This window comes from Lentzea rhizosphaerae, assembly GCF_042649515.1.
GTDB classification, from domain to species: domain Bacteria; phylum Actinomycetota; class Actinomycetes; order Mycobacteriales; family Pseudonocardiaceae; genus Lentzea; species Lentzea aerocolonigenes.
The window spans coordinates 184,078-193,555 of the sequence record NZ_JBHRZI010000027.1 but is presented as its reverse complement, the minus strand read 5'-3'; the positions used below and the strand labels follow the sequence as shown (position 1 = coordinate 193,555).

The window sequence follows — 9,478 nt, the reverse complement described above, 5'->3', positions numbered from 1 at the left end:
CACGCTCATACCTCCGATGACCTCTTGAGTGCGGCCGCGGATTGGCGTAGACCTTTCCGCGGTAACACCGAGCACGTCTTCCTCCCGCCGCAGGAGGCGTCCACCAGGAGGCTGGCTCGTGCGCAAAACGTTGCGTCGTCTCGGCGTGTTGATGACCGCCGCTCTACTCGTTGCAGGCGTGAGCTCTCCGGCGCGCGCCGAGGTGCTGCATCCCCGGCAGGACTGGCTGCGGGCGTCCACGTCGGGCCTGTTCCTGCACTGGGGGATGCGGACGAATCCGGGCTACACCAGTTGCAGCGCTTGGGAAGCCGCTGTCACCAATGGTGGCTGGTCCGCCAAGTACTGGGTGGACGAGGCGAAGAAGCTGCACGCGCAGTACCTGGTGCTGGCGTCGTTCCACTCCCGGCTCGGCTATGCGCGCGCGTGGCCGTCGGCGGTTCCCGGCAGCTGCTCGACCAAGCGCGACTTCCTCGGTGAGCTGATCGACGCGGCTTCGGCGCAGGGGCTCAAGGTCATCAACTACATGACCGACGACCCGAAGTGGCACGACGAGGGCGGGCACGAGTGGCTCGACTCGGCCGCTTACTCGAAGTACAAGGGCAAGACGGTGAACCTCCAGGAGCGGCCGGGGTTCGGGCAGTTCAGCTACGACAACTTCGTCGAGGTCATGCAGCGCTACCCCAAGCTCGCGGGGTTCTGGATCGACAACGACAACGCGTACTGGGAGCAGAACGGCCTGTACGAGCGGATCCGGCGGGAGCGGCCGGACATGGTCCTCAGCAACAACAACGAGGACACGCCGATCATGGACACGATCAGCAACGAGCAGAAGACCGGCATGACGCCGTCGTACGACTACCCGCAGGCAGTCTACACGGCGGCGCCGCGGTTGATCGAGGCGTGCTTCAAGCTGCCGAGCTCCGGCGCGTGGTGGTACTCGGGCTCGAACTCCGCCGTCGACTACAAGCTCACGCTGGGCAGGCTGATCACCAACGCGGGCAGCGACGTCAAGGCGTTGATGGCCGAGACCGCGATGGTCAACGGCAAGTTCCCGTCGAACCAGGCTTCCTTCAACAACTTCGCTTCGGGGTACCTCGGCGACATCTGGGAGTCGATCGGTGGCACCTACGGCGGCGGCTACCTGCACGGCGGGTTGAAGCCGGGGTTCTGGAACGACGGCGCGCACGGCGTCACGACGGTGTCCAAAGTGGATCCGAACCGGCACTACGTCCACGTGCTGACGAAGCCGTCGGGCACGACGTTGAAGGTGCGGGACAACGGGTACAAGGTCTCGCGCGTGACGAACCTCCGCACCGGAGCGGCCGTGTCGTGGTCGCAGTCCGGTGGAACGCTGACCCTCAACGAAATTTCGTCGTGGGACCAGTACGACACCGTGTTCAAGGTCGAGACCGCGGGGCGTGAGGGGATCATCCCGGCGTCGTCGTACACGATGAGCGCGTCGGCGTCCGGTTCCGGCCACCCGGCCTCCCACGCGGCGGACGGGAACTACCAGACCTACTGGGATGCAACGGGTGCAGGCACGGTGTCGCTGCGCTTCGACCTGGGCTCGGCTCGGAAGGTCTCGTACGTGGCCTTGAACCAGCGCGAGGACTCGACCACGTACCCGGCGTCGAACTCCGCGCGCATCAAGAACTACAACGTCTACACGTCCAACGACGGTTCCAGCTGGACGAAGGTGAAGTCCGGGTCGTTGGCGAACCACCGCGGGGTGCAGTTCATCGACCTGCCGGCGAACACGACCGCGCGGCACGTCCGCGTGGAGAAGACGTCCACGCAGGGCAAGGCGCAGCTGCGGGTCGACGAGGCGTGGCTCGGGTCGGCGTACCCCAGCTAGGTCGACGAGCGGCGTTCGCGTGACGCCCGCAGGTAGCCCATGACCAGGGATTCGAGGTCAGGTTCGGTGCCGGCCCAGCCTTTCGGCACCGGCCTGGCCTCGCGCACCAGCAGGGTGGCCTGGCGCTCGGTGCGGGTCGCGCTGATCAGCGTTCCCTCCACAGCGGACTCGTCTGCGGCCGGGCCGACCAGGATCCGGTGCTGTGCCAGGACTTCCTCGATGTCGCCGTCGACCTGGACCCGGCCGTCGTCGATCAGCAGGAGGTGGTCGCACACCTCGCGCAGGTCGCCGAGCAGGTGCGAGGACATCACGACCGTGGTGCCGCGCTCGGCGACCTCGGTCATGATGATCCGCAGGGTCTCGTCGCGGGCCAGCGGGTCCAGGTCGGACAGCGGTTCGTCCAGGAGCAGCAGTCGGGGGAGCCGGCCCAGCGCCATCGCGATGGAGACCTGGGTGAGGGCGCCCGCGGACAGCGTGCCGACCTTCGCGTCGTGGTCCACGCCGGCCAGCAGCCCGAGCACCTCGCGGACCCGGTCGGCCGACCAGCGGTCGTTCATGGCCGAGCAGGCCCGCTCCAGCTCGCGCACCGTGAGGTCGCGGTAGAGCGAGCGGTTCTGCGCCAGGAACGACACGTCCGGGTGGATCCGGCCCCGCACCGGAGTGCCGAAGGTGCTGATCTCACCGGTCGTCGGGCGGACGATGCCCGCCGCCATGCGCAGCAGGGTGCTCTTGCCGGCACCGTTCGGGCCGACGAGCGCGACGACCTTCCCCTCGGGGACGGTGAAGTCGCAGTCGCGGACGGCCCAGCGGGCGCGGTACCGCTTGCCCAGTGCGGTGGCGGTCAACGGATTCATGATCGTTCCTCGGCGGGGTAGTGCTCGTCGCGGACCGCCACGTACAGCGCGTCGACGTCCTCGACGACGAGCCCGCCCTTCTGGGCGCGGTCCATCCAGCCCGACAGTTCCTGCCGCAGCGGTGCGTCGTCGCCGGTGGTGGCCTCGGACGACAGCGACTTCGTCACGAAGGTGCCGAGACCGCGGCGGCCCTCCACCAGTCCGTCCCGTTCGAGCTCGCGGTAGGCCTTGAGCACGGTGTTGGGGTTGATGGCGGTCGCCTCCACCACCTCACGCGCCGCAGGCAGCCGGTCGCCGGGGTTCAGCAGTCCCAGTCGCATGGCTTGTTTGACCTGCTGGACGATCTGCATGTAGGTGGAGACCCCGGAGCGCCGGTCGATCCGGAACTCGATCACATCGGTCAGCATAGGTGCTCGCGCAGCCGGGGACCCGCACCGTCCTCAGCTCTGCCGCCGCAGCGCCCAGGTGGTGCCGGCCAGCAGCGCGACGGCGAGCACGCCGAAGATCGCGGCGTCGTAGAGGTGCGCCTGCCAGGCCAGGCTCTCCGGGACGTAGTCCGCGAAACTCTTGGCGAGACCGGACTTCGGCAGGCACTCGAGGAACTGCTGTTGCGTGTCCGCCGTGCCCTGCCCCTGCGGCACGGTCTTGCAGGCCTCGGTCAGAGCGGTCACCTTGTCCTGCGGGACCGGTTGCCCGGCGGCGTCGAGGTAGCCGTGGTTCATCACCAGGCTGCCGTCCGTTCGCGCGGAGAGCTCCTTGTCGGGCGTCACCTCCTGGCGCTGGGTGGGAAGCAGGCGGTACGCCAGGCCGGCCAGGGCGAAGCGCACGGCGACGAACGCGCCGAGCCCCGCGGTCATCGCCACCAGAGTGCGGCGGGACATCACACCGATGAAGGTGCCGAGGGCGAAGGCGAACAGCGCGTAGGCGACCGGTGAGACGTGCGAGATGCTGAAGATCCCTGTGGAGAAGGGACTGCCGTCCAGCGGACCCAGTGAGCCGGCCGCGGACAGCCACCACGTGACCAGGGACTGGAGCGCGGCCAGCAGGACGAGTGCGGGCACCAGCGCGATCACCAGCTTGCTCGCCATCCACCGGGTGCGACTCACCGACTGGGTGAAGGCCAGCACGTGGGTGCCCTGCTCCAGCTCCCTCGCGAAGAGGGGAGCACCGATGAAGACGCCGATCAGGGCGGGGGCGAAGATGATCAGCATCTCTCCCTTCTCCATCGTGTCCGACCAACTCGCGTAGAAGTTCTTGATCACCCCCGTCGGTGCCGTGCACTCCTGAAGGGGGCGCGTCACGCAGTCGGTGAGCTGCGCCGAGGCGATGGCGTCGAGCATGTTCGACCGCAGCAGCGTGATGACGCCGGCGCCGACGACCAACAGGCCGAGCAGGGTGAGCAGCTGCGCGCGCTGCCGCCGCCAGGAAACCCAGATCATGCCGCTTCCTCCTGTGCCGCCTGACGCATGCGGTTCAACGCGAGCTCGCCCAGCGGCACGCCGTGGGGGCTGAGCTGACCGACGTCGCCGGCCAGCAGGATCCGTCCTTTGTGGAGCAGGACGAGGTGGTCGCACACGCCTTCGAGCTCCGCCAGCACGTGTGACGACAGAACCACGGTGATGCCCTGAGTCCTCGCCTCGACCATCAGCGCCCGCAACACGGCCTCGCGGGCCAGCGGATCGAGATCGGCCAACGGCTCGTCGAGCAGCAGCAACCCGGGCCGCTTGCCCAGTGCCAGCGCCAGCGCGACACGGGTGCGCTGCCCGCCGGACAACGTGCCCACCACGGCGTTCATCGGCACCTGGGCCTGCCCGATGAGGTACTCGGCGTAACCCTGGTCCCAGGTCGGGTTGGTCCGCGCCCCGAACGTCAGCGTCTCGGACACCGTGAACTGCGAGTACAGCGGCTTCTGCTGAGCCAGGTACGACACCGCGGGGTGCAGTCCCTTGCCGGTAGGACGGTCGCCGAAGACGGAGATCCGCCCGGTCGACGGCCGCAGCAACCCGGTGATCAGCCCCATCAACGTGCTCTTGCCCGCGCCGTTCGGCCCGACGAGGGCCACGACCCGGTTGCTCGGGATCACCAGGGACGTCTCGCGCAGGGCCCAGCCGCGGCGGTACTTCTTGCCCAGGCCCTCGGCGATGACCGGAGGCGCCTGGTCAGGCTGCCTTCGCAGGTTCAAGGCAGTCTCCTTTCCGTCATGGGGTACGGCGCCAAGGTAACACCTTTCACTAGTGAAGTAGTGAATCGGTGATCAGTGCCTCGCGGGGGCAACCTGACGGCGGGACGGGAGTCCGGGGCGCGTGTCGACCGGGAAGGTCCGCCACGCTCCGGACGCTGGCGACGGGTGCGTGAAACTGGTGCCAACACCGACGGGGCGAGCGGACACGAACAGGTATGACGAGCGAAGACCCTGACGACCGCTCCCTGTGGTCGCAGGCCGCTGGGGGCGGTGCGCACGCCTTCGGGGTGCTGTTCGACCGGCACGCCAAGGCGGTTTACAACCACTGCTTCCGGTTGACGGCGTCCTGGGCCGAGGCCGAGGACCACTTGCAGGCCACGTTTCTGCTGGCCTGGCGCAAGCGTGGGGAGGTGCGGCTGGAGCGCGAGTCTGCGCTGCCGTGGCTGCTCACGGTGGCGACGAACGTCGTGCGCAACGAGCAGCGGTCCCTGGTGCGCAGGCTGAAGAACCTGCGGCGCGTCGGCGAGGAACCGGCCGTGCCTGACCACGCTGACCTGGTGGCGGAACGGTTGGACGACCAGCGGCGGATGAAGGAGCTGCTCCGGGCCGTGGCGCGGTTGCCGCGCAACGAACGTGAGGCGCTCGCGCTGTGCGTGTGGTCCGAGGTGTCCTACGCCGATGCCGCCTCGGTCCTCGGGATCACCGAGGGCAGCGTGCGGGCTCGGGTCAGCAAGGCCAAGTCGAAGCTCCAGCAGCAGCACCGCGAGCTCGTGCACACCGGGGAGGACCGATGACCAGCATGCTTCCGCCCACTCGCGACCTGCCGCCTGGCAGGCAGACCCGGATCCGCGCCGAGCTCGAACGTGCCGTCGCCGGACGTCGCAGGACCTCGCGCTTCACCGTCCCGCTGCTCGCCGCGGCTGCCGCGGTGGCCGTCGTCGCCACGGGCGTGGTGCTGCTGCGGCCCGCGCCCACGGATCCGTCGCCGGCCGTCCACATCACCACCGCGCCGCCGCCGACGACCACCAGCGCGGACTTCGGCCTGCCGCCGGAGACGGTCGCCGAGATCGAGGACGGCTGTGCGAAGTCCACCGGGATGGTCGGGAAGGCGAAGCTGCACCAGCTGTTGAACGAGCAGACCCAGTGGGCGCTCCTCTACACCGATCGCGAGTACCTGGACTGCCACCTGGGTGAGGCGGGCATGAAGTACAACTCCGGTTTCGGGCAGTTGAACCCGAAGTGGCTGCCCGGCCACTTCTCCGTCGACGGCGTCAGCGCCCACGCCGGCGGCGACCTCGACGGCAGGCCGGGCACCGTGGGAAAGCCCGGTTACCGCACGGTCGTGGGGCGGGTCGACGCGAGGGTCGCAAAGGTGACGATCTCCATCGACGACCGGACGGAGGAGGCGAAGGTCGCCAACGGCACGTACGCCCTCCGTCTCTACTACCCGTCGAACTGGGCCATCACGAACCTGGAGGCTCAGCCCTCGGTGCAGGCCTTCGACGCCGAGGGCAAGCTGCTCGGCACCAGCTCCGACCTGTGGGAGTCGTGCTTCTTCAATCCGGAGAACGGCGAGATCGTGCACGGTGACCGGCGCAAGCCCAAGGACCAGTGCCAGGTCGCGACGCCCTGGAAGTGACACGGCGTACAGCGGCTACCGACCGGTTGGTCTTACCGACATACTGGTTGGTATGACGACTGTGGCGAACTTCGGGGGCACCAGCCACTACGCGGACCTCGACGGGCCCGTGCACTGGGTCGACTTCGGCGGACCTGAGCACGGGCCGCGGGTCGTCCTCGTGCACGGGCTCGGCGGGTCGCACCTGAACTGGGCGTTGCTGGCGCCGTTGCTCGCGCGCAAGGCCCGCGTCACCGCTGTCGACCTCGCCGGGCACGGCCTGACGAACCCGGAGGGCCGCGAGACCACGGTCCAGGCCAACACGCGGTTGCTGGGCAGGTTCGTCAGGAACGTCGTGGGGGAGCAGGTGATCCTCGTCGGCAACTCGATGGGCGGGCTGATCTCGCTCTTCCACGCCGCCTACAGCCCGGAGCTGGTCAAGGGCCTGGTGCTGGTCGACCCGGCGCTGCCGATGGTGTTCGGCACGCGGCCGGACCCGACCATGCTCGCCACGTTCTTCATGTACTCGGTGCCGGGCCTGGGCGAGCGGTTCCTCGCCAAGGCGCGGGCGGTGCCGGCCCGCAAGCAGATCGACCGCCTGCTCGAGATGGTGTGCGCGGACCCGTCGGGCATTCCCGAGGAGCTCAAGCTGGCCAGTGAGCACCTGATCGACGAGCGCGCGAAGGTGGAGGGCTTGGACAAGGCGTTCCTCGCCGCCGCCCGCAGCACCGTGTTCACGACCTCCAGGCGCGGCGCCTACTACGCGGCGATGTCCAAGGTCCGGGTGCCGGTGTTCCTGATGAGCGGCGACCGGGACCGGCTGGTCAACGTCGCCGCCGCCCGGTTCGTTGCGCGCAGGCACCCGCACTGGCGCTACGACGAGTACGCGGGCATCGGTCACGTGCCCCAGATGGAGATCCCCGAGGTCGTGTCCGAGCGGGTCCTCGACTGGATGGACGCCAACCGCCTGAGCACCTCCGCGAGCTGACCGAACGTGAGCCGCTCCCGCAGCACGGGGGCGGCACCGGTCAGCACGAAGTGGTCGTCGAGCTGCTCGACGCCGGTGAGCTCGATGCCGCGCGGCAGTTCCGGCACGGCGAAGATGCGCGCCGGCAGCCACTTGTGGAGCTTGACGTGCAGCTCCGAACCGACCAACTGGACGGTCAACGGCAACCAACTGACCCGTTGGTACTCCGGAATGTCCGAGAACTCCACCTCGACGCGGAACTCGACCGGGGACGACACCAGCGTCGCGGGCGGGTTCACGTGCACGTCCCGGCACACGACGGTCGCGCGGCGAGCACGCCAGCGCGACCACCGCACGTTCTCGAGCTCGATGCGCACGTCGTCGACCTGGCCGAGCGCCATTCCGAGGGCACCCAGCCGTGCGTCGAGTCCTACTACGGTCAGGTGCAGGTCGTGCGCACCCACCTGAACCGTGACGTCGTGTCTCAGGCCGTGGTCTCCGGCTTCGCGTCGACGACCTTCTGCGCCGCTGCCGTGCTCTCGGCCGCCTCGGCGGCCAGCGCGACCATCTCGTCGAACCCGGCACGGATGCCGTCGGCGAGCAGCTGCACGTCCGGCACACCGTCGAAGTCGGCGTTGATGCCGAACGTGAACCTGTCCAGGTAGGAGAAGATGCCGACGGTGATCCGGATCGTCGAGGCGACCGGCACGTACGGGAACATCTCCACCAGCGGGCGGCCGAGCATGTAGAGCGGGATGCGCGGGCCCGGCACGTTCGTGGTGACGGTCTGCAGGATCTGCTGCGGGAACCGCATCGCGGTCCGCGAGCCCAGCGCCATCAGCGTCGGCGCGGCGAAGTTCGACAGGTTCGTGATCACGTCGGCGCCGGCGGCCTGGCGGGAGCTCTTCAGGTCGTCCATCTGCGCGCGGATCGACGCGAGCCGCTTCACCGGGTCCGCCTCGCCGACGGGCAGGTTCACCAGCACGGCGCTGACGCGGTTGTTGAGCTCGTTGTGCTGGTCGGCCTTGCGCATCGACACCGGCACCATGGTCCGCACGACCATGCCCTCGGTCAGCTCGCCGCGCTTCTCCAGCAGGTCGCGGAAACCACGCGTGATCGCCGTGAGGATGACGTCGTTCACGGTGCCGCCGGCGGCCGTGCGGATCTGCTTGATCTCGGCCAGGTTCGCGCGCGCCCACACCCAGCGGCGGTGAGGCCCGATAGGACCGTTCAACGACGTCGCGGCACGCGTGACCAGACGCCGCGCCGTGCCGGGAAGCGAACCGAGCACCGACTTGCCGAAGTCGACGATCTCGCTGAGCGAGCGCAGGTTCCGCGCGACCGCGGGCAACGCGGCGAGGTGCTGCACGGGCGTGACGACCGCGTCGCGCACACCGTTGACGACCAGGTCGAGGGTCGACGGCTGCCGCGCCGGCGTCCACTCCTTGGGCTCCGGGACAGCGCTGTCCTGCTTGAAGTCCAGCATGAGCTGGAGCATGTCCGTTCCGGACACTCCGTCGATCATGCAGTGGTGGACCTTGGAGATGATCGCCCAGCGGCCGCCTTCGAGGCCCTCGACGAGCCAGGCCTCCCACAGCGGCTTCGTGTCGTCGAGCTTCTGCGCGAAGATCCGGCCCGCGAGGTTGCGCAGCTGGTCCTCACCGCCCGGCGACGGCACGGCGGTGTGGCGCACGTGGTACAGGATGTTGAAGTGGTCGTCGTCGACCCAGACCGGACGGCCGACGTGGAACGGCAGGGCCTTCACCTTCTGCCGGTAGCGGGGAACCTGGTCCAGCCGCGACACGAAGAGGCGGATCACGTCACCGTAGGACGGCACCGGGCCGTCGAACACGAGGACGGAGCCGACGTGCATGGGCACGTTCTCGTCCTCGATGAAGTAGAAGCCTGCGTCCAAAGAGCTCATCCGATCCACTCGAAAAATGCTAGAGGACGAGACCATCTGAATCGACGTCCATGCAGGTGAGAGGCACTGCACACGTGT

Annotated in this window: 9 protein-coding genes and 1 pseudogene; 4 read left to right on the top strand and 6 right to left on the bottom strand. The window is 68.7% G+C overall.

Annotated features, from left to right (window positions below):
* The first annotated feature begins 151 nt into the window (after positions 1–151).
* Positions 152–1,855 carry a discoidin domain-containing protein gene (locus ACFOWZ_RS30775; RefSeq protein WP_382377637.1) on the top strand — a complete coding sequence of 568 codons (1,704 nt, stop codon included), beginning with the start codon at positions 152–154 and terminating at the stop codon, positions 1,853–1,855.
* Here the strand turns inward: ACFOWZ_RS30775 and ACFOWZ_RS30770 are convergent.
* The 4 genes and pseudogenes from ACFOWZ_RS30770 to ACFOWZ_RS30755 all read right to left on the bottom strand — a co-directional run.
* Positions 1,852–2,709 (bottom strand): ATP-binding cassette domain-containing protein, encoded by an 858-nt coding sequence (locus ACFOWZ_RS30770; protein WP_382377412.1) that lies wholly within the window; start codon positions 2,707–2,709, stop codon positions 1,852–1,854. The two genes, ACFOWZ_RS30775 and ACFOWZ_RS30770, sit on opposite strands and share 4 nt — an antisense overlap.
* Complete coding sequence (locus tag ACFOWZ_RS30765) at positions 2,706–3,104, bottom strand: GntR family transcriptional regulator (protein ID WP_201780010.1); 399 nt, start codon at positions 3,102–3,104, stop codon at positions 2,706–2,708. The genes ACFOWZ_RS30770 and ACFOWZ_RS30765 overlap by 4 nt, the downstream gene beginning before the upstream one ends.
* A gap of 45 nt (positions 3,105–3,149) precedes the next feature.
* Positions 3,150–4,148 carry an ABC transporter permease gene (locus ACFOWZ_RS30760; protein ID WP_382377411.1) on the bottom strand — a complete coding sequence of 333 codons (999 nt, stop codon included), beginning with the start codon at positions 4,146–4,148 and terminating at the stop codon, positions 3,150–3,152.
* A 224-nt stretch (positions 4,149–4,372) separates the two neighbouring features.
* A pseudogene (locus tag ACFOWZ_RS30755) lies at positions 4,373–4,891 on the bottom strand (ATP-binding cassette domain-containing protein); the annotation flags it as partial.
* Positions 4,892–5,106: 215 nt separating this feature from the next.
* On the opposite strand from ACFOWZ_RS30755, the gene ACFOWZ_RS30750 reads away from it, so the two are divergent.
* The 3 genes from ACFOWZ_RS30750 to ACFOWZ_RS30740 are packed head-to-tail and all read left to right on the top strand — an operon-like array spanning position 5,107 to position 7,497.
* Positions 5,107–5,685 carry an RNA polymerase sigma factor gene (locus ACFOWZ_RS30750; RefSeq protein ID WP_382377410.1) on the top strand — a complete coding sequence of 193 codons (579 nt, stop codon included), beginning with the start codon at positions 5,107–5,109 and terminating at the stop codon, positions 5,683–5,685.
* On the top strand, positions 5,682–6,530 hold the full coding sequence (locus tag ACFOWZ_RS30745) for a hypothetical protein (RefSeq protein WP_382377409.1): 849 nt from the start codon (positions 5,682–5,684) through the stop codon (positions 6,528–6,530). The genes ACFOWZ_RS30750 and ACFOWZ_RS30745 overlap by 4 nt, the downstream gene beginning before the upstream one ends.
* A 52-nt stretch (positions 6,531–6,582) precedes the next feature.
* Positions 6,583–7,497 (top strand): alpha/beta fold hydrolase, encoded by a 915-nt coding sequence (locus tag ACFOWZ_RS30740; RefSeq protein WP_382377407.1) that lies wholly within the window; start codon positions 6,583–6,585, stop codon positions 7,495–7,497.
* On the opposite strand, the gene ACFOWZ_RS30735 is transcribed toward ACFOWZ_RS30740, so the two are convergent.
* Together ACFOWZ_RS30735 and ACFOWZ_RS30730 are read right to left on the bottom strand one after the other, a co-directional pair.
* Positions 7,407–7,940 carry a hypothetical protein gene (locus tag ACFOWZ_RS30735; protein WP_382377405.1) on the bottom strand — a complete coding sequence of 178 codons (534 nt, stop codon included), beginning with the start codon at positions 7,938–7,940 and terminating at the stop codon, positions 7,407–7,409. The genes ACFOWZ_RS30740 and ACFOWZ_RS30735 overlap by 91 nt on opposite strands.
* 20 nt (positions 7,941–7,960) lie before the next feature.
* Positions 7,961–9,400, bottom strand: a complete 1,440-nt coding sequence (locus ACFOWZ_RS30730) for a WS/DGAT/MGAT family O-acyltransferase (RefSeq protein ID WP_382377404.1) — start codon at positions 9,398–9,400, stop codon at positions 7,961–7,963.
* Between the last annotated feature and the right edge of the window lie 78 nt (positions 9,401–9,478).

Coding starts and splice junctions, on each gene's coding strand:
- ACFOWZ_RS30730 (WP_382377404.1), bottom strand. CDS start 9,400: ATGAGCTCTTTGGACGCAGGCTTCTACTTCATCGAGGACGAGAACGTG.
- ACFOWZ_RS30740 (WP_382377407.1), top strand. CDS start 6,583: ATGACGACTGTGGCGAACTTCGGGGGCACCAGCCACTACGCGGACCTC.
- ACFOWZ_RS30750 (WP_382377410.1), top strand. CDS start 5,107: ATGACGAGCGAAGACCCTGACGACCGCTCCCTGTGGTCGCAGGCCGCT.
- ACFOWZ_RS30760 (WP_382377411.1), bottom strand. CDS start 4,148: ATGATCTGGGTTTCCTGGCGGCGGCAGCGCGCGCAGCTGCTCACCCTG.
- ACFOWZ_RS30745 (WP_382377409.1), top strand. CDS start 5,682: ATGACCAGCATGCTTCCGCCCACTCGCGACCTGCCGCCTGGCAGGCAG.
- ACFOWZ_RS30770 (WP_382377412.1), bottom strand. CDS start 2,709: ATGAATCCGTTGACCGCCACCGCACTGGGCAAGCGGTACCGCGCCCGC.
- ACFOWZ_RS30775 (WP_382377637.1), top strand. CDS start 152: ATGACCGCCGCTCTACTCGTTGCAGGCGTGAGCTCTCCGGCGCGCGCC.